The organism is Mesopusillimonas faecipullorum (assembly GCF_020539505.1).
Lineage (GTDB): Bacteria > Pseudomonadota > Gammaproteobacteria > Burkholderiales > Burkholderiaceae_B > Mesopusillimonas > Mesopusillimonas faecipullorum.
This window is the reverse complement of record NZ_JACDXW010000001.1, coordinates 408,933-426,177: the sequence shown is the minus strand read 5'-3', so window position 1 is coordinate 426,177 and position 17,245 is coordinate 408,933. Positions and strand designations below refer to the sequence as shown.

The following is a 17,245-nucleotide window of genomic DNA, read 5'->3' as shown; positions in this document are numbered from 1 at the left end:
ATAATTCCAATTTCCCACTCCCGCCCGGTCAAGCCGGGCGTCATCGCGATGATCAAATACGTATTTGTCACGGGTGGGGTAGTGTCCTCGCTGGGCAAGGGCATTGCTGCTGCTTCTTTGGGCGCCATTCTCGAGTCGCGTGGCCTTCGGGTTACGTTGCTTAAACTGGATCCCTACATCAACCTCGACCCGGGCACCATGAGCCCGTTCCAGCACGGTGAAGTGTTCGTCACCGAGGACGGTGCTGAAACCGATCTCGACCTCGGCCACTACGAGCGTTTTATCTCTGCGCGCATGCGCAAGCTCAATAACTTCACCACCGGCCAGATCTACGAATCGGTGCTGCGCAAAGAGCGTCGTGGCGACTATCTGGGCAAGACGGTGCAGGTCATTCCGCACATCACCAACGAAATCCAATCGTTCATCGAACGTGGCGCCCAAGCTGCCTGGGACGGCCAGGCCGATGTGGCCATTGTCGAGATCGGCGGTACGGTTGGCGATATCGAGTCCTTGCCTTTCCTTGAGGCAGCTCGCCAAATGAGCCTGCGCCTGGGGCGTAATCAGGCGGCTTTCGTGCACCTCACCTTGGTGCCTTTTATTGCCTCTGCCGGCGAACTCAAGACCAAGCCCACGCAGCACTCGGTACAAAAACTGCGCGAAATCGGCATTTATCCCAATGCTTTGTTGTGCCGTGCCGATCGGCCCATCCCCGACGACGAGCGCGCCAAGATATCCCTGTTCTCCAACGTACCGCTGGATGCCGTGATATCGGTCTGGGATTCAGACTCCATCTACAAGATACCGGCCATGCTGCATAAGCAAGGTTTAGACAACCTGGTGTGCGATGCGCTGGGCTTGACTCCGCCCCCGGCCGATCTTAGTGTGTGGGACAAGCTGGTCGACTCTCTCGAACACCCCAGCCGTGAAGTGCGCATTGGCATGGTGGGTAAATATGTCGACCTGACCGAGTCGTATAAATCTTTGTCCGAGGCCTTGGTGCATGCAGGCATACACACCCGTTCGCGCGTCATCATCGAATACATAGACTCCGAAAGCCTTGAAACCGAAGGTACAGACAGCCTGGCTCACCTTGACGCCATTTTGGTGCCAGGCGGCTTCGGCAAGCGCGGTACCGAGGGCAAGATAGCCGCCATTCGCTATGCTCGCGAAAACGGTGTGCCCTACCTGGGTATCTGCCTGGGCATGCAGTTGGCCGTTATCGAATTCGCCCGCCATGTGGCAGGCCTCGAAGACGCCAACAGTACCGAGTTCAACCTTGGTACGCCGCACCCTGTGGTCGCGCTGATCAACGAGTGGCAAGACCGCGAAGGCCAGATCGAGCGTCGTGATGCCTCTTCCGACCTGGGCGGCACCATGCGTAAAGGGGCGCAGCGTTGCCCTGTGAAGGCGGGTACCCGCGCCTACCAGGTGTATGGTGCAGAAGTCTACGAACGTCATCGTCACCGCTACGAAGTCAACAACGTATACGTACCCAAGCTTGAAGAAGCCGGTTTGGTGATCAGTGCGCGTACGCCCACCGAACAGCTTCCCGAAATCATGGAGCTTCCCGACCATCCCTGGTTTATGGGAGTGCAGTTCCACCCCGAGTTCACCTCCACGCCGCGCAACGGGCATCCCCTGTTCACCCAGTTTATCCGGGCGGCACTGGAGCACCAACTCAAGCGCGGTTAAGGGCCAACAACCATGAACATCGGAAACTTCCAAGTCGGGCTCGAGCATCCCTTTTTCCTCATAGCCGGCCCTTGCGTTATTGAATCGCGCGAACTGGCTTTCGAGACGGCGGGGCGCCTGTGCGAAATCACATCCGCCCTGGGGGTGCCGTTCGTTTATAAAAGCTCTTTCGACAAAGCCAACCGCAGCTCGGGCGAGTCATTTCGCGGCCCAGGTATGGAACAAGGCTTGCAAATACTGGCCGACGTACGTGCGCATTTTGGGGTCCCGGTGCTCACTGACGTCCATACCGAAGACCAGGTCAAGGCAGTGGCAGATGTGGTCGACGTCTTGCAGACGCCGGCCTTCCTATGCCGCCAAACCGACTTTATCCGTGCGTGCGCAGCTACGCTTAAACCCGTCAACATCAAGAAAGGCCAGTTTCTGGCTCCGCACGATATGCTGCAGGTAGCGCGCAAGGCGCGCGCCGCAGCTATCGAAGCCGGCGGAGACGGCAGCAATATCTTGGTGTGTGAACGCGGCGCCTCTTTTGGTTACAACAATTTGGTGTCCGATATGCGTTCCCTGGCTATCATGCGCGAAACTGATTGTCCGGTCGTTTTTGATGCCACACACTCGGTGCAGCTGCCGGGCGGGCAAGGTAGCAGTTCCGGTGGCCAGCGCGAGTTTGTGCCTGTGTTGGCGCGTGCGGCGGTAGCGGTGGGTATTTCAGGTCTGTTCATGGAAACCCACCCCGATCCCGAGCATGCCATGTCCGACGGCCCTAATGCGGTGCCGCTGGATCAGATCCAGGCTTTGCTGGCGTCACTGGTGCAAATAGACCGGGTGGTCAAGCAACAGGCCTTGTTCGAATAAGCACTGCGGCCAAGGCCTGTTGGCCTTGGCAAAGTACAATCGGGCATCAGGCTACTATTCACCGCCTGCTTTTCAAAGCGGGCAAGATTTTTACTATCCAATCAGGCGTATCCATCTACCATGAGTGCAATTGTTGACATCATCGGGCGCGAAATCCTCGACTCGCGCGGCAACCCCACCGTCGAATGTGACGTTCTGCTCGAATCCGGTGCCATGGGCCGTGCGGCCGTGCCGTCCGGCGCTTCCACCGGCTCGCGTGAAGCCATAGAATTGCGTGATGGCGACAAGTCGCGCTATTTGGGTAAAGGCGTGTTGCGTGCAGTCGAGAACTTGAACACCGAGATCTCCGAAGCGCTCATGGGCCTGGACGCGCAAGAGCAAACCTTTATCGATCGCACTTTGATCGAGTTGGACGGCACCGAGAACAAAGAACGCCTGGGCGCCAATGCCATGTTGGCGGCCAGTATGGCGGTTGCGCGTGCGGCGGCTGAAGACTCCGGTCTTTCGCTGTATCGCTATTTTGGCGGCAGCGGCCCCATGCAGATGCCGGTACCCATGATGAACGTCATCAATGGTGGGGCACACGCCAACAATTCGCTCGATTTGCAAGAGTTCATGATTATGCCGGTGGGGGCGTCCAGCTTCCGCGAAGCCCTGCGTATGGGCGCCGAAATCTTCCATGCGCTCAAGAAAATCATCGATGGCCAGGGCATGTCCACGGCGGTGGGCGACGAGGGCGGCTTTGCGCCTAACGTGGCCAACCACGAAGCGGCTATCCAGTTGATTCTGCAGGCTATTAGCGACGCAGGTTACGAAGCCGGTTCGCAGATTGCCTTGGCCCTGGATTGCGCCAGCACCGAGTTCTATCGCGATGGCAAATACCATCTGCAGGGCGAAGGCGGCATTGCTTTGTCCTCCCAGGATTTCTCCAACCTGCTGGCTACCTGGTGCGACAAATACCCCATTATCTCCATCGAAGACGGCATGGCCGAAAACGATTGGGAAGGTTGGGAGATTCTGACGAAGCAGTTGGGCAAGAAAGTGCAGTTGGTGGGCGACGATCTTTTCGTCACCAACACCAAGATCCTCAAGCAGGGCATAGATCGCAACATTGCGAACTCCATCCTTATCAAGATCAACCAGATCGGCACCCTGACCGAGACCTTCGCTGCCATCGAGATGGCCAAGCGTGCCGGCTATACCGCCGTTGTGTCGCATCGTTCGGGTGAAACCGAAGACGCCACCATTGCCGATATTGCCGTGGCTACCAATGCCATGCAGATCAAGACGGGTTCGCTCTCGCGCTCCGACCGTATGGCCAAGTACAACCAGTTGCTGCGCATCGAAGAAGAGTTGGCCGAAGTTGCGTCCTATCCTGGTCGCGCTGCTTTCTATAACTTGCGTTAATCACGGAGCACGGGCCAGAATCCTGCTATGAGACTGCTGCTGATCGCTCTGGCCTTGCTGACAGCCGCCATCCAATACCCCTTATGGTGGGGCAAGGGTGGCTGGCTGCGCGTACACGAGTTACGCAAGCAAATCACCGAACAGCACGAGGTCAATGCGGCGCTCACGGCGCGTAATAATGCGCTGGCCGCCGAAGTTCAGGATCTTAAGTCAGGCACCCAGGCTGTCGAAGAGCGCGCCCGTGGCGAGCTTGGCCTGATACGCGAGGGCGAAGTCTTCGTGCAACTGCTGGCGCCTAACGAGGCCAGGCCGCAAACGCCGCGTCGTGCGGCGCCGGCCACCAATACTCCACGGCCCAATACCCCACGACCGGCGCAACGTTAGTCTGCGCAACACAAGGCAATCCCACACAGATCTTCCATTATCGGCGCATCCTCAGCACCGCCTGGTGCTGGGGCTATTCCCGTGCTGGGCAGTTGCCCAGCGCCAGGCGCATCGCTGATGCCTGGGCCAATGTCTGTATTGCCCCCGCTTGTATTCGAGCCCGCCCCCGGACTTGGCTGGCCGCCACTATCGTGGTGACAGCCTGGGCAAGCCTGGCCCATATCCGCCAGCTTGGGGCCTGTCATGTCGTAGGTGATTTTTCCCGACGCTAGACTGGGCCAGCGTACCGGGTGGCTTTGCATGGTCTGGCTGATTTTTCGGCTTAAGGGCAAGTAGCCCTGGCTTAAGATGCGCGCCGCGTAGTTTGCCGAGCCCCCAGGCAATAATCGCAATAACTGGCGGGTGAGAGGAAGCAAAGGGCGATGAGGATAGATGAGTGCCAGCGTAAGGGTGTTGGCTTCGTAAATGGTTTGTGCTGAGCCGGGACCTCGGCCTTCAGGCCAGCCACGAGCCAAATATCTTCTGTGTTGCAGATCTTGATAATCGTTGTCTATGCGCCGTAGATGATGCGCTGCGGATAAAAGGGATAGCGTTGCAGGCGTGCCGACCGAGGCACCGGCGAAGGGTTCAGGCGGGTCGAATTCGTTGAACGCTGCAAGATGCGGGCTTAGAACAGCCATGTGCCAAGCTGGGGCCCCTAGCTGAACTTGAACGGCTTCCAGGTGTTGATGCAGACGTTGTTGTGCCGAGGCCGCCGGTGTAAATAGTGGAAGCAAGGCATTTTCGAAGCTTTCGGCAATCTGGCCAGGGTGGCCATGGTTGACGGCGCCTGTGCGTGCGGCTTGTTGCAAGGCCAGGCTCAGCACTTGGCGTACCGCCATCCAGTGTGCGATTTCGACGGTGCCCAGCCCGATAGCAAGCAGCAGCACAGCGGCCAAGCCGAATTCGGCCAGGCCGCTACCTTTTTGTTTGAACCGGAAAGAAGAAAGGTAGACGCCCATACCGAACAGTATGGGCGGGGACGAGGGGCCCGTCGATTGTGGGAACTACTGCGGACTAGACGAGGAAGGAGGGGTGTCTTGAGCGTCGAGAAAGAGCTGGGTACAGTCTATGGCATCGAAGCGATAAGGCTTGCCGCAGAAATTGCACGATACGTCTATTTGCTGACGCTCGGTAAGCAGATCTTCGAGCTCATGTTTGCCCAGCATGCGCAGCATATTGGCTACGCGGTCGCGTGTACAAGGGCACCACCAGCGTACCCCTTGAGGTTCGAAGGCAGTCAGTGACTCGTTCCAGTATAGGCGGTGCAGCAAAGCCTGTGCATCCAACTGGCGTAGCTCGTCTGGGGTAAGGGTAGACGTCAGGGCGAGCAGATGATCCCAATCGTCTTGGTCCACGGTATCGTCCAACTGGGCATGACCGCCCTCGCGCGGCAGGCGTTGCAGTAACAAGCCGGCGCAACGCTGCCCGTCGGCGGCCAGCCACAGACGCGTATCCAGCTGTTCGGAATGGTGCATATAAGCTTGCAGCACTTCGGCTACGGTATCGCCTTCCAGGGGCACTATGCCTTGGTAGGTGCTCATATTGCTATCAGAACGGCGAGGATCAAGAATGACCGAGAAGCGCCCTTGATTCTGGGCGTTCATAAGCTGCTGAAGATTACCGTCTTCGGGGATAGGCTGACCTTCGCGCAAAGTGGCGGTAGCGCGAATATTGAGTTCGCTGTCGCATTCGACCACGATAAGCGCAACAGGGCCATCACCTTGTAATTGAAGGATAAGCGAGCCCTCGAACTTGATGTTGGAGGTGAGCAATACGGCGGCGCTAACCAGTTCGCCCAGCAGATTGCGCACGCATTCGGGATAGTGCTGATGTGCAAGACCGGTTTGCCAGGATTGCTCTAGGCTGACGATCTGTATGCGTGTGCTGCGATCGGCGGATAGAAGCTTTTGTAGAAAGTCGCTCATCGAAAACAGGGAAATGCGTAAAAAAGGAAAAAAGTGGCGTCAGTTCAGGCGCTTAAGGCGGCTGCGAAACTCTTGGCCGCGGTCAACATAGCTTTGTGTGTTGCGATGCAGGTCGGCGATCTCTTCTTGGGTGAGTTCGCGTACGATTTTGCCGATGCCGATAACCAAAGAGTTGTCGGGTATTTCGCGGCCTTCGGGTACGATGGCGCCGGCACCAATGAGGCAGTTTCGACCAATACGCGCGCGATTGAGCACGATGGCTTGCATGCCTATCAGTGCGCCATCTCCTATGGTACAGCCATGTAGCATGGCTTGGTGGCCTATGGTGACGTTTTCACCGATCAACAGGGGGGTGCCGGGGTCGACGTGCAAAACGCTGCCCTCTTGGACGTTGCTGTTACGCCCTATATGGATGATGTCGTTGTCGGCGCGAATACTGACGTTGCTCCAGACGCTGGCGCCAGCTTCGAGGGTGACACGGCCTATGATGTCGGCGCTGTCAAAAATGAAAGTGTCGGGGTGGATGGCGGGGCGGTGGCCGTCATACTCATACAGCGCCATACGGGGCTCCTGAGGGAATCACAAGCTGTGATTATCCCCCAGAAACAGGAAGGGCGTCGACGAGCCAGATGTCGCCTTGCTTGTCTATATAAGCCCCAAGACCGGTATGCAGCCAATCGCCTTCCGGCTCGACCCATGTGCCGTCGGGCTTCCAGGTGCCAAGATGGCGGGCGGGGTCGGAGTGCCCCTGAATGTCGTAACGGTTCAGGACGAGCTCACCGGGAGCGCCGGCAGGGCTGGGGTGGCCTTGGGAATCTAGCACGGTTGCCAAATGGCCTGGGTAAGGGCGACCTATGCTGCCCGCTTGGCTTGGCCATTTTTCGTGAGCCTGACCGATGACTGCAACGGCTTGGGGAAGACTGAACAGGACATCAGGCTGCACACCCAGTTCACGTTGGCACCATTCCAGCAAAGAAGTGTTGGCGGTAGGAGGCGCTTGTAGCGCAATGGCGCGCAAAGCCAGGCGGGGGCGGGTGTCTTGTGCTTGAAGGGTGGCTTGCAGTCGCAGCAAGGTTTGGATGTCGACAAGCAGATTGCTGACGCGGTAGCGCTCGAGAATCTCGTAGCAATGCTGCCCTAAGTTGGGGGCCAAGCTTGTAATACATGGCCGGCCAAAATAAAGCGCGGGCAATACGCCACCCAATAAACCTTCGGTGCTGCACCAGTCCAGGCTGGTGTAAAGGGAATCACCGGCTTGAGGGAACCAGCTTTGGGCGCAGACGAACCCTGGTAAGGCACCGATTAGCGCTTGATGGCTGAATAGCTGGCCCACGTGCTTATCCGCGATATCGAATAGCAGCAGGGCGGGGGCGTCAGCCCGGGTGAGGCGAGGTTTGAATGTGGTGGGTTGGCGTGCCAGCAGGGTGCGCCAGGGGATGATGTCGTCGTGGGTAAAGCCCAAGCCGACGACTTGGATGAGCTCGGGGCATTGCGCTTGCGATTGCAGAAGTTCTGGGCCGGAAGAAGCATCGACCAAGGCTGTTCGGGCTTTGGCATCGCGCACGCAGCGTATGCGACGGGCGGCGCTCATGCGGGTGGAAAGCGGTACGGCAACGGCGCCTACATCGAGTACGGCGCTTAGAGCGGCAAGAAATTGTGCCGGCTGTGCCATGGCTACGACCACGCGGTCGCCGGGCTGAACCCCCATGCGCAACAGCCCATTGGCTAGCTGGTGTGCCATGTCGGATAGCTGCTGGTAAGACCAGCTGACACCCTGTCCGAACTCGTCTTCCACGTGCAAGGCTATACGCCGCCCTTCGTGGGAATTCTCGGCCCAGCGGTGTATACACGCTTGTGCGATGTTCATCTGGGACGGCACGAGCCACTGATAGGATGCATACAGGGCTGCGTATTGGTCGGTCATTGTGTAGGCGGTCTTCAACAAGGTGCAAGGGAAGATGCTGGCTCAACCAGCCTACAAGCATGAACGACAAGCGGCTTCTGTGCAATCCCCCCACTTGTATCCAAGCGTTTGCCTAGGGTTTATCCGGGGTTTTACGTTTGCTGGGTGTTACCACCAGGCGTGTGCCTAACACGCGATCATGTAAAAACCGTTGGTCGCGGTCGAACCACGTCCAGATAAAGATGGAAAAGGGTGTCAGGACGATCAGCAGGTCTAGCGCACCTAAGCCGGTGGACCAGGAAAGTGCTTTGATGAGCAGGCCTGCCAGCAGTGGTACGGGCCATAGCAATAAGTAGCGTAATACCAGTCTGCGTGGCCGAGGCACTTGGCCGTTGTTTTCCACCAGCCTCAGATTCCAGGTTTTCATGGGTAAGGTTTGGCCACTGTATCGCCAGCTCATGACGAAATAGACGCCTATCGCCAAAAACACCACGAGTTGTCGGGCCGGGCGCAGCGTCATGCCGCTGCGACTTTGCGTGAGCGTGTCAAAAAGATAGCTGGCCAGATAGACCACGGCGAAAAGCAGAACGCCTTCATACATCATGCTGGAGAAACGGCGCCAACGCGTGGCATCGGGCATGGCTGAAGCGTCGTAAGGCTTAGGGTCGGTCATGGCGGCAAGGTAGGAAGGGCAATATCAGCCCGCTATTATCCCCGATAAGCGTATAGCCGCTGTCGGGGCCAGCATGACAAAGCCGCCCTGAGGGGCGGCTTGCGATGATGACATCAGACGTGTTGCTGCCTGGAATGCCCTTACCGTCAATAAAGGTGACGGTGAACTGCTGCGGTCAGACTTAGATCGCGTGTTTGGCTTCGCGCGTAACGACAGCGTCAGCCTTGGCGGATTTGCGGCCTTGCGACAACTTGACGAACAGATTCTTCAGCGAGGTGCCGGGCTTGAAGCGAGCCTGTTCTTCCATGGCTTGTTGCATCAATTGGCGCTCGAGTTCGTCGGTCAGGTGGATTTCGCTATTCAGGTTGATCATGATGGCCTCTCTACATGATGTATTGATCGTTTCGATCAGGGATAACCCTATTATAGGGTTATCCCTAGGAACATGCAAGCCATATGTTGCGCTGCACTAACACTTAGGCTAGACAGCGTCGTTCATCAACCTTCGTAGCGTTCTGTCACCATATCAAAGCTGAAAAGACGGCAATCCAGTGCGCCGTTATATAGAGGGTGCCGCCTTTTCGGTTGCAGACGCATTCTTTGGGGCAGTTGCAAATCGTTGGAGATAGCATTGACATGCCAACCGCTAAAGTGCCGCTTCAGGTGGCTGGCCCATCGCGACCAAAGCTCTGGGTCGTCTGTAGGCAAACGCTCGCCGTAAGGCGGGTTGGTGACGATCCAGCCCGACTCCGCTGGGGGGAGGGCTTCGCAGGCATCGCCCACACGGAATTGGATCTGACCGCTGCCCAGGCCCGCCCGGCTGGCATTGGCTCGGGCGGCAGCCACGCTGTCGGGGTTCAGCTCAATACCGAGCAGGGGGGCGGTGAGTGCGTTTTGGCGCGCTTGGCTGCGCATTTGGTCTTTGTAGGCATACCAAGCTTGCCGGTCGTGGTGACGCAGGCGCTCGAATGCGAAGGGGCGCATGATGCCGGGCGGCATACCCATGGCTTTCCAGGCGGCTTCTATGAGTATGGTGCCGCTGCCGCAGAAAGGGTCCATCAGGGCTTGATCGGTTTCCCAGCCAGATAATGCCAGCATGCCGGCTGCCAGGTTTTCGCGTATGGGGGCTTCGCCCTTGTCTAGGCGCCAGCCCCGTTTGAACAGGGATTCGCCCGAAGTATCCAGGTAAAGCGTGGCGCTGTGTTCGTCCAGAAAAAGATGAACGCGGGCGTCAGGACGCACGGTATCGATATCTGGGCGTGCGCCTTCCCGCTCACGCAGGCGGTCGCAAATGCCGTCTTTGGCGCGCAGATTGCAATACTGCAGGCTTTTCATGGGGCTGCGCACCGCCGAGGTGTCTACCCGCAGGCTGTGTTCAGGACCAAACCAGCGCTCCCAGGGCGTGGCCCGCGCCAGTTCGAGAATATCGTCTTCGGTTTGTACTGGTGCGCTGGAAAGTTTGACCAGCACGCGCGTTGCCAACCGAGAGAATAAATTGATGCGTTGAATGCCATGCCAATCTGCGCTCAGATGGCATCCGGCCCGTCCGGCCTGCGCTTCGAAACCCAGCGCTTGCAGTTCTTCGGCAAGCGCTGCTTCCAGGCCTTGAGGGCAGGGCGTGAACACCTGAAATACGGTTTCGTAACCGAGAATCTGGCGGGTAGCGGGACGAGCACGGCGCTCTGGCGGTGTGCGGGCAGAGTCAGGCCGATTGGCATAAGCGTGACGTGGCGATGCGTCGCGAGCGCGCTCGAACTGCCCGGTGCGGGCAGGGCGCGTGGGGGCATCGGTACGCGAGCTGGCGGAGCGTTCTGTGCGATCGCCGCGATCTTGTTGACGTGCGGGGCGATCGGAACGTTCTGTTCGTTCGCCGCGTGCAGCACGTTCTGGACGTCCCGGCTGCTCGGCTCGCGCCTTGCGCTCGATGCGGGGTTGCTGGCCGCGACCTTCGGTGGGCGTTGGAGCGGCACTGGTGGGGGAGGCCGCTTTGTTGGCTTCCTGCCCTTGTTGCCGTGCCATCTGCTCTACACGACGTGCGCGTGAGCCCGATCGGTTGCGCGCAGTGGTGGCCTCGTCGTCTTTACTGACGGGGCGAGCCTTGAGCGTGAGGGTGGCGCCGGTTTTTTTTTCGTCGGACATGATCAGAGGGCTTAGAAAGGTCGAATGACGACCAGAATGAGGACAATCAGCAGCAGTATTACCGGGATTTCATTGAACCAGCGGTAAAAGCGGGCGCTACGAGTATTGCGATGTTCGGCGAAGCTGTGCAGCATACGACCACAGCAAAAATGGTACAGCACCAGTAACAGCACTACAGCCAGCTTGGCATGCATCCAGCCTTGCCCACGCCCCAGTCCGTAATGCAACCATAAGGTCAGCCCCAGCACAATGGCGGGAACCGCCAAGATGGTCATGAATCGGTACAGCCTACGAGCCATACCCACCAGGTGGGTATATGTCTCGGGCGGTACTGCCTGTGCCAGGTTGACGTACAGGCGCGGCAAATAAAATAGGCCTGCAAACCACGAGATCACGAACAGCAGGTGGAAAGTCTTGATCCAAAGCATGGTGGTCTTACCTGTCGGAATAACGAAACCCGGGCCCTTGCGAACCGGCCCTGATGGGTCAGCCGCGCAGTTGGCCGTCGCCTGTCAGCACCCACTTATAAGTGGTAAGGCCTTCCAGACCCACCGGCCCGCGTGCATGCAGACGATTGGTGGAAATGCCGATCTCGGCACCCAAGCCGTATTCGAAACCGTCGGCAAAGCAAGTGGGTAAATTGATATAAACCGAGCTGGAGTCTACTTCGCGCTGGAAGCGTGTGGCCTTGGCCAGGTTTTCGGTCACGATGGATTCGGTATGTCCCGAGCTCCAGCGATGGATGTGTTCGATGGCGCTGTCCATGTCGTCTACGATACGAACGGCAAGTATAGGTGCCAAATACTCGGTTTCCCAGTCGGCCTCGGTGGCGGGCTTCATGTCGGCCACCAAGGCCTGGGCACGCTCGCAGCCACGCAGTTCGACGCCGTGAGCGATGAGGCGTTGGGCCAGGGCGGGCAAAAAGGCGGCGGCGATGTTCTGGTGTACCAGCAGCGTTTCCATGGTGCCGCAAATGCCGTACCGATAAGTCTTGGCATTGAAGGCGATATTGTTGGCTTTATCCAGATCGGCAAATTCGTCGACATAGACGTGGCAGTTGCCATCCAGGTGCTTCAGCAATGGCACTTTGGCCTCGGCGGCCAGGCGTGCAATCAGGTTTTTGCCCCCGCGCGGAATAATGACGTCTATATAGTCTGTTAGCGTGACCAGTTCGCCCACCAGCGCGCGATCGGTGGTGCCTGCTACCTGAATGGCATGGCTGGGTAAGCCCGCCGCCTCGAGACCGGCTTGAATGACCTGAGCCAAGGCTTGGTTGGAATGAAAGGCCTCGCTGCCGCCGCGCAAGATAGCGGCATTGCCGGATTTGAGGCAGAGGGCAGCCGCATCTATGGTGACGTTGGGGCGCGACTCGTAAATAATGCCGATGACGCCCAAAGGAACGCGCATTTGCCCCACGCGCATGCCGTTGGGACGCAGCGTAGAGCCCGATTGGCTGCCGACGGGATCGGGCATGGCGGCGATCTGACGCAGGCCTGCCATCATGGTTTCCAGAGCCTTGTCGGACAGTTTCAAACGCTCGACCAGGGCAGAGTCCAGACCGTTATTTCGGGCGGCTTCGAGGTCTTTGGCGTTGGCGGCTTGCAGCGCTTCGCGGTTCTCTTGTATGAGGTCGGCCATGGCCAACAACGCGCGCGACTTGAGCGCGTCGGGGGCGCTCATGAGTATGCGAGAGGCTTGGCGAGCTTGGCGACCCAGCTTCAGGGCTGCTTCAGCGGCTGTCGAGTTGGCGGAGGCGGCGGTGGACATGGCGGTTCCTGGTAACTGCTTGAATGAAACTATCGGGAGGGGCGTGGCGAGCGACGGGCCGAGCAGACCACTGCTATGCGGGCGACCAGCCGGGTTAGTTCTTCCCAGGCGTCGTTCAGGCGACCGGTGGTGGGCAGCCCTTTGATCAAGCGGTCGATATCGTGAGCATGCAGTAAGGCGGTTGACCACAAACCCGCAGGAGCTTTACCTACGGCTTGCCTGAGTAAAGCTTCGCGTGGGCCAAATACACGCAATTGACGCAGCAGCGCAGCGATGTCGCCGCGCTTGGCTTGGGCATGGGCCAATTGCGCGAGCGCACGGAGTTCCTCGGTAACCGCCCATAATACCAGAGGCAATGCCTCGCCCTCGGCGCGTAGGCCGTCCAATACCGTCAGCGCCCTGCGGGCCTGCCCGTCTAGCATGGCTTGGCGCAGTGTGTTGACGTCGTATCGCGCGACGTCCAGTACGGCTTGCTCGACTTGCTCGTGGGTGAGGGCCCCTTCGGCATACAGCAAGCCTAGTTTCATGATTTCTTGATGGGCGGCGAGCAAATTGCCTTCGACCTTGTCGGCCATCCACTCCAAGCTATCGCGCCCCAGGGTTTGTTTCTGGCGGGCCAGACGTTGGCCTATCCATTCGGGCAGTGCGGCGCGCTCTATGGTGGGGATCTCGACCAAGCTGGCGATGTTCAGCAAGGCGGCGCACCATTTACTGGTGCGCGTGGCTTTGTCCAGCCGGGGTAGCGTCAGCACGACACGGGTATGCGCTATGGCACCGCTTTCAAGTAAAGAGGCCAGTTGTACCAGCGTGTCGCCTCCGGTTCGGCCGGGCTTGCCGCTGGGCAGTTTCAAATCAAGCAGCGTCTGATCGCCAAAGAGCGAGATGTTCTGGGTGGCCGCCAGCACTGCGCTCCAGTCACTGCGTGCATCAAGCATCAGGCTGGTGCGTTGGCTGAAACCGGCGGCACTGGCGGCGCTACGTAAACTATCGGCCGCTTCGGTCAATAGCAGAGGCTCGTCGCCTGACAGCACATATAGCGGATCAAGCGAAGCTGGCTGAGCGGCAAGCTGCCGGTTCAGGTCGGATAAGGAGAGGCGGCGCCCCATGGCAGCCTCCTTAGCGGTACACAGGGACGCCGTATCGCGTGGGCGTGGGCAAGGTGCTGCTTGGGGATTCTTCCAGCTTGGGCTGGCGTATCAGCGGTTCGACGACCGCGGCAGGCTCTTCGGCTTGATACTTGAGGTAGGCGTCGATCACCTGCGGCGATGTCAACCTGCGCACGATGCGGTCAGCCATGCCCCGACGCATATCAAAGAAGAGGTTGCTGATTTCGCCTTGTTTGGCAGCCAGGGCAGAGGAGTCGTAAGGCACTTCGCGGCGCGACTCCAGGGTGGTCGGTGGCAGCAGCATATTGCCTTTGGCATCGGTCAGCTGGAAGCTGTAAATCAGGGTGAGCTCGTACTCTTCGACCAAGCCATCAGGCCCGATGGCGATCTCGCGCATGTCCTCGCGCATGCTTAGTTGCGTAAGTACGGCCTGAGCGTCTTTTGGGGTTTCGGTGAAACGAAGGTTGGGCGAGGCGGCCAGCACGACACGGCGCAAATGCATGCCAAAGGCATCGTTGTCAGAGATGTTGGTGTAGAGCGTGTCGAAGGGCAGTGGTGTGGTGCCTTTGAGATGAAAACCGCAGGCGGCCAGGGTAAGCGCCAAGAGTGCAGACACCAGCCCCAGCGCAAACCGCTGCATGCCTTGCGAGTGGGAAGCGAACCAGGGCAGGTGGAGATGCATATGCTTAGCCTACGACGTTAACGAGTTTGCCGGGAACGACAATGACACGCTTGGGTGTGCGACCTTCGAGGAAGCGGACGGCGGCTTCGTGCGAGGCGGCTGCTTGCTCGATGGCGGCCTTGTCGGCCTGTGCGGAGACGGTGAGTGTGCCGCGCAGTTTGCCATTCACTTGCAGCATGAACTCGATCTCGTCGGTTTCCAGGGCGCGTTCATCCACCTGGGGCCAAGGGGCGTCGAGCAAGTCGCCGAATTTGTCGGCATACCCAAGATTACGCCAGAGTGTCCAGGTGATGTGCGGAACGACGGGGTACAACACCCGCAGCAAGATGCTGAGTGCTTCGGCCAACGCCTGGCGTGCGGGCTCGGTATCGGTAGTGGCTGAGTCAAGCGTATTAAGCATCTTCATGCACGCGGAGACCACGGTGTTGTACTGCATGCGCTGGTAGTCGTAATCGGCCTGGCGCAAGATGGTGTGGGTTTCGCGCCGTAGCGTTTTTGCGGCGGCATCTGCTTGCGACCAATCGGCTTGGCCGGCAAGCGCTTGTGTCACGGTGTCGTGATGCTTATGGCTGAACGACCACAAACGACGCAGGAAACGATGGGCGCCGTCGACGCCTGAGTCAGACCATTCCAGGGTTTGCTCGGGCGGGCTGGCGAACATGACGAACAGGCGGGCCGTATCTGCACCCATGGTGTCGATGAGCGATTGCGGGTCTACCCCATTGTTTTTGGACTTCGACATGGTGCCGATGCCGCCGTAGTCGACGGGAGAACCGTCGCTGCGCAGACGCGCGCTTACGATGGCGCCTTTTTCATCATGTACGTTTTCGACTTCTTCGGGCCAGAAATACTCTATGCCGCCCTTGCTGTTGCGCCGTGAGTAAATATGGTTAAGCACCATGCCTTGGCACAGCAAGCGAGTGAAAGGCTCATCAAACTTGACCAGCCCCAGGTCTCGCATGACTTTTGTCCAGAAGCGAGCGTAAAGCAAGTGCATGACAGCGTGCTCGATGCCTCCGATGTACTGATCCATGGGCATCCAGTAGTCGTTGCGAGCATCGACCATGGCGTCTTGGTTGTCGGCACCGGTGTAGCGCATGAAATACCAGGACGAATCCACGAAGGTATCCATGGTGTCGGTTTCACGGCGGGCATCGGCACCGCACTTGGGGCATTGGCAGCGCAAGAAGGCTTCGTGTTTGGCCAAGGGGTTGCCGCTGCCATCAGGAATCAGATCGTCGGGCAACACCACCGGCAGATCTTTTTCGGGGACAGGAACGGGACCGCAGCTTTGGCAATGAATGATGGGGATAGGTGTGCCCCAGTAGCGCTGGCGCGAGACGCCCCAGTCGCGCAGGCGCCACGTGACTTGCTTGGCACCCAGACCCATGGCTACGAGGTCGGTGGCAATGGCATCCACGGCGGCGTGGTGCGCCAGACCGTCGTACTTGCCGGAGTTGACGGTGGCGCCTTGCTGCTTGTCGCCATACCAGTCTTGCCAGGCAGCGTCATCGTAGGTTTTGCCTTCGACGCCTATGACCTGCTTGATGGGCAACTGGTATTTTTTGGCAAAGGCAAAGTCGCGTTCGTCGTGGGCGGGAACCCCCATAACGGCGCCGTCGCCGTAGCTCATGAGCACATAATTGCCCACCCAGACTTCAACTTCTTCGCCCGTGAGGGGGTGACGCACCTTCAGACCCGTGGGCAGACCTTCTTTGTCGCGTGCCGCCATGTCGGCTTCGGAGGTGCCGCCCAGCTTGCACTGTTCGATAAAGGCTTGCAGCGCGGGGTTGCTTTGCGCTGCGTGGGTCGCCAAGGGGTGTTCGGGGGCAACCGCACAGAACGTGACCCCCATGATGGTGTCGGCACGCGTGGTAAAGACGTACAGACGGCCATCTTGTATCAGCTGATTCTGTGCGTCGCGGATATCGTGTGTAAAGGCAAAGCGCACGCCCTCGCTCTTGCCTATCCAGTTTTCTTGCATCAGGCGCACGCGCTCGGGCCAGCCTTCAAGCCCGTTTTGCACGTGGCTGAGCAGCTCTTCGGCGTAGTCTGTGATGCGCAGGTAATACCCTGGGATTTCACGTTTTTCGACCAGGGCACCAGAGCGCCAACCGCGACCGTCTACGACCTGTTCGTTGGCAAGCACGGTGTTGTCGACAGGATCCCAGTTAACCAGCTGGGTCTTGCGATAGGCGATGCCTTTTTCCAGCATTTTCAGGAACAACCATTGGTTCCATTTGTAATACTTGGGATCGCAAGCGCAGATTTCGCGTGACCAGTCTATGGCCAAGCCCATCGCCTGCATCTGCTTTTTCATGTAGGCGATGTTGTCGTATGTCCATTTGGCGGGCGGCACCTTGGACTTGATGGCGGCGTTCTCGGCAGGCATGCCGAAAGCATCCCAGCCCATGGGCATGAGCACGTTGTAGCCCCGCATGCGCAACTGGCGCGTCATCATGTCGTTGATGGTGTAGTTGCGCACGTGGCCCATATGCAGCTTACCGCTGGGGTAGGGCAGCATGGAGCAGGCGTAGAACTTGGGCTTGGGGCTGCCGTCGGCGCCGGCGGCGTTTTCGGTGACACGATAAACGTCGCGCGTCTGCCAGTCTTGTCTGGCGGCGGATTCTACGTCGACGGGTTGGTAGCGTTCCAGCATGGGTCGGGATC

The 17,245-nt window shown here is 58.8% G+C and carries 16 protein-coding genes; 4 read left to right on the top strand and 12 right to left on the bottom strand.

What is annotated here, in order from left to right; all coding sequences use genetic code 11:
* The first annotated feature begins 48 nt into the window (after nucleotides 1-48).
* The 4 genes from H0484_RS01995 (at nucleotide 49) to ftsB (ending at nucleotide 4,338) form a co-directional block, all read left to right on the top strand.
* Nucleotides 49-1,692, top strand: a complete 1,644-nt coding sequence (locus tag H0484_RS01995; protein ID WP_226952758.1) for a CTP synthase — start codon at nucleotides 49-51, stop codon at nucleotides 1,690-1,692.
* A gap of 12 nt (nucleotides 1,693-1,704) precedes the next feature.
* Nucleotides 1,705-2,547, top strand: a complete 843-nt coding sequence (gene kdsA, locus H0484_RS01990) for a 3-deoxy-8-phosphooctulonate synthase (RefSeq protein WP_226952757.1) — start codon at nucleotides 1,705-1,707, stop codon at nucleotides 2,545-2,547.
* A gap of 120 nt (nucleotides 2,548-2,667) precedes the next feature.
* Nucleotides 2,668-3,954: a phosphopyruvate hydratase gene (gene eno / locus H0484_RS01985; protein ID WP_226952756.1), complete on the top strand. Its 1,287-nt coding sequence runs from the start codon at nucleotides 2,668-2,670 to the stop codon at nucleotides 3,952-3,954.
* 27 nt (nucleotides 3,955-3,981) lie between these two features.
* Nucleotides 3,982-4,338, top strand: a complete 357-nt coding sequence (gene ftsB / locus H0484_RS01980; RefSeq protein WP_226952755.1) for a cell division protein FtsB — start codon at nucleotides 3,982-3,984, stop codon at nucleotides 4,336-4,338.
* Here ftsB and H0484_RS01975 read toward each other — a convergent pair.
* From H0484_RS01975 to leuS, 12 genes are all read right to left on the bottom strand, one after another.
* Complete coding sequence (locus H0484_RS01975) at nucleotides 4,335-5,339, bottom strand: TadE/TadG family type IV pilus assembly protein (protein WP_226952754.1); 1,005 nt, start codon at nucleotides 5,337-5,339, stop codon at nucleotides 4,335-4,337. The two genes, ftsB and H0484_RS01975, sit on opposite strands and share 4 nt — an antisense overlap.
* Before the next feature lie 45 nt (nucleotides 5,340-5,384).
* Nucleotides 5,385-6,305, bottom strand: coding sequence for an Hsp33 family molecular chaperone HslO (gene hslO / locus H0484_RS01970; RefSeq protein ID WP_226952753.1), 921 nt, complete (start codon nucleotides 6,303-6,305; stop codon nucleotides 5,385-5,387).
* Between the two features lie 39 nt (nucleotides 6,306-6,344).
* The gene (locus H0484_RS01965) at nucleotides 6,345-6,866 is read right to left on the bottom strand and encodes a gamma carbonic anhydrase family protein (protein ID WP_226952752.1); all 522 of its coding nucleotides are present in this window, start codon (nucleotides 6,864-6,866) and stop codon (nucleotides 6,345-6,347) included.
* A 31-nt stretch (nucleotides 6,867-6,897) separates the two neighbouring features.
* Nucleotides 6,898-8,250 carry an AMP-binding protein gene (locus tag H0484_RS01960; protein ID WP_226952751.1) on the bottom strand — a complete coding sequence of 451 codons (1,353 nt, stop codon included), beginning with the start codon at nucleotides 8,248-8,250 and terminating at the stop codon, nucleotides 6,898-6,900.
* Nucleotides 8,251-8,341: 91 nt separating this feature from the next.
* Nucleotides 8,342-8,881 (bottom strand): RDD family protein, encoded by a 540-nt coding sequence (locus H0484_RS01955; protein ID WP_226952750.1) that lies wholly within the window; start codon nucleotides 8,879-8,881, stop codon nucleotides 8,342-8,344.
* 181 nt (nucleotides 8,882-9,062) lie between these two features.
* Nucleotides 9,063-9,254 (bottom strand): hypothetical protein, encoded by a 192-nt coding sequence (locus H0484_RS01950; RefSeq protein WP_226952749.1) that lies wholly within the window; start codon nucleotides 9,252-9,254, stop codon nucleotides 9,063-9,065.
* A gap of 125 nt (nucleotides 9,255-9,379) precedes the next feature.
* Nucleotides 9,380-11,020: a THUMP domain-containing protein gene (locus tag H0484_RS01945; protein WP_226952748.1), complete on the bottom strand. Its 1,641-nt coding sequence runs from the start codon at nucleotides 11,018-11,020 to the stop codon at nucleotides 9,380-9,382.
* Between the two features lie 11 nt (nucleotides 11,021-11,031).
* Nucleotides 11,032-11,448 (bottom strand): CopD family protein, encoded by a 417-nt coding sequence (locus H0484_RS01940; RefSeq protein ID WP_226952747.1) that lies wholly within the window; start codon nucleotides 11,446-11,448, stop codon nucleotides 11,032-11,034.
* A 58-nt stretch (nucleotides 11,449-11,506) separates the two neighbouring features.
* Entirely contained in the window at nucleotides 11,507-12,787 is a 1,281-nt protein-coding gene (locus H0484_RS01935) for a glutamate-5-semialdehyde dehydrogenase (RefSeq protein ID WP_226952746.1), read from the bottom strand.
* A 29-nt stretch (nucleotides 12,788-12,816) separates the two neighbouring features.
* A complete protein-coding gene (holA, locus tag H0484_RS01930; RefSeq protein WP_226952745.1) occupies nucleotides 12,817-13,893 on the bottom strand; it encodes a DNA polymerase III subunit delta in 1,077 nt (358 codons plus the stop codon).
* 10 nt (nucleotides 13,894-13,903) lie between these two features.
* A complete protein-coding gene (locus tag H0484_RS01925; protein ID WP_226952744.1) occupies nucleotides 13,904-14,575 on the bottom strand; it encodes an LPS-assembly lipoprotein LptE in 672 nt (223 codons plus the stop codon).
* Nucleotides 14,576-14,579: 4 nt separating this feature from the next.
* A complete protein-coding gene (leuS, locus tag H0484_RS01920) occupies nucleotides 14,580-17,234 on the bottom strand; it encodes a leucine--tRNA ligase (RefSeq protein WP_226952743.1) in 2,655 nt (884 codons plus the stop codon).
* Nucleotides 17,235-17,245 lie beyond the last annotated feature (11 nt).

Coding starts and splice junctions, on each gene's coding strand:
- eno (WP_226952756.1), top strand. CDS start 2,668: ATGAGTGCAATTGTTGACATCATCGGGCGCGAAATCCTCGACTCGCGC.
- ftsB (WP_226952755.1), top strand. CDS start 3,982: ATGAGACTGCTGCTGATCGCTCTGGCCTTGCTGACAGCCGCCATCCAA.
- H0484_RS01925 (WP_226952744.1), bottom strand. CDS start 14,575: ATGCATCTCCACCTGCCCTGGTTCGCTTCCCACTCGCAAGGCATGCAG.
- H0484_RS01945 (WP_226952748.1), bottom strand. CDS start 11,020: ATGTCCGACGAAAAAAAAACCGGCGCCACCCTCACGCTCAAGGCTCGC.
- holA (WP_226952745.1), bottom strand. CDS start 13,893: ATGGGGCGCCGCCTCTCCTTATCCGACCTGAACCGGCAGCTTGCCGCT.
- H0484_RS01955 (WP_226952750.1), bottom strand. CDS start 8,881: ATGACCGACCCTAAGCCTTACGACGCTTCAGCCATGCCCGATGCCACG.
- leuS (WP_226952743.1), bottom strand. CDS start 17,234: ATGCTGGAACGCTACCAACCCGTCGACGTAGAATCCGCCGCCAGACAA.
- H0484_RS01965 (WP_226952752.1), bottom strand. CDS start 6,866: ATGGCGCTGTATGAGTATGACGGCCACCGCCCCGCCATCCACCCCGAC.
- H0484_RS01935 (WP_226952746.1), bottom strand. CDS start 12,787: ATGTCCACCGCCGCCTCCGCCAACTCGACAGCCGCTGAAGCAGCCCTG.
- kdsA (WP_226952757.1), top strand. CDS start 1,705: ATGAACATCGGAAACTTCCAAGTCGGGCTCGAGCATCCCTTTTTCCTC.
- hslO (WP_226952753.1), bottom strand. CDS start 6,305: ATGAGCGACTTTCTACAAAAGCTTCTATCCGCCGATCGCAGCACACGC.
- H0484_RS01995 (WP_226952758.1), top strand. CDS start 49: ATGATCAAATACGTATTTGTCACGGGTGGGGTAGTGTCCTCGCTGGGC.
- H0484_RS01975 (WP_226952754.1), bottom strand. CDS start 5,339: ATGGGCGTCTACCTTTCTTCTTTCCGGTTCAAACAAAAAGGTAGCGGC.
- H0484_RS01940 (WP_226952747.1), bottom strand. CDS start 11,448: ATGCTTTGGATCAAGACTTTCCACCTGCTGTTCGTGATCTCGTGGTTT.
- H0484_RS01950 (WP_226952749.1), bottom strand. CDS start 9,254: ATGATCAACCTGAATAGCGAAATCCACCTGACCGACGAACTCGAGCGC.